The organism is Mycolicibacterium vulneris (assembly GCF_002104765.1).
Classification (GTDB): domain Bacteria; phylum Actinomycetota; class Actinomycetes; order Mycobacteriales; family Mycobacteriaceae; genus Mycobacterium; species Mycobacterium vulneris.
On record NZ_NCXM01000130.1, the window covers coordinates 1 to 249 of the forward strand.

The following is a 249-nucleotide window of genomic DNA, read 5'->3' on the forward strand; positions in this document are numbered from 1 at the left end:
TGGTAGAAGCGGTTGTCGCGCTCGTAGTAGCCGTGGGCATAGGACGGATGCGCGCCGCCGGGCACCAGGCACACGGCGCTGAGCGCCCAGCTCGGCAGGACGCAGGCGTTCATCGGGGCGTCCAGTTCGTCGACGATCTCCTCGACGGTGACGATGCAGCGCTTCGCCGCCAGGGCGGCTTCCTTCTGCACGCCGAGGATGCCCCAGAGCAGCACGTTGCCCTTGCGGTCGGCCTTCTGCGCGTGGATC

General features: G+C 68.7%; 1 protein-coding gene. It reads right to left on the reverse strand.

The annotated features are described in order from the left end of the window. Positions 1-249 (reverse strand): CoA-transferase (locus tag B8W69_RS29680; RefSeq protein WP_281255259.1); only part of this gene is annotated, 249 nt, incomplete at both ends.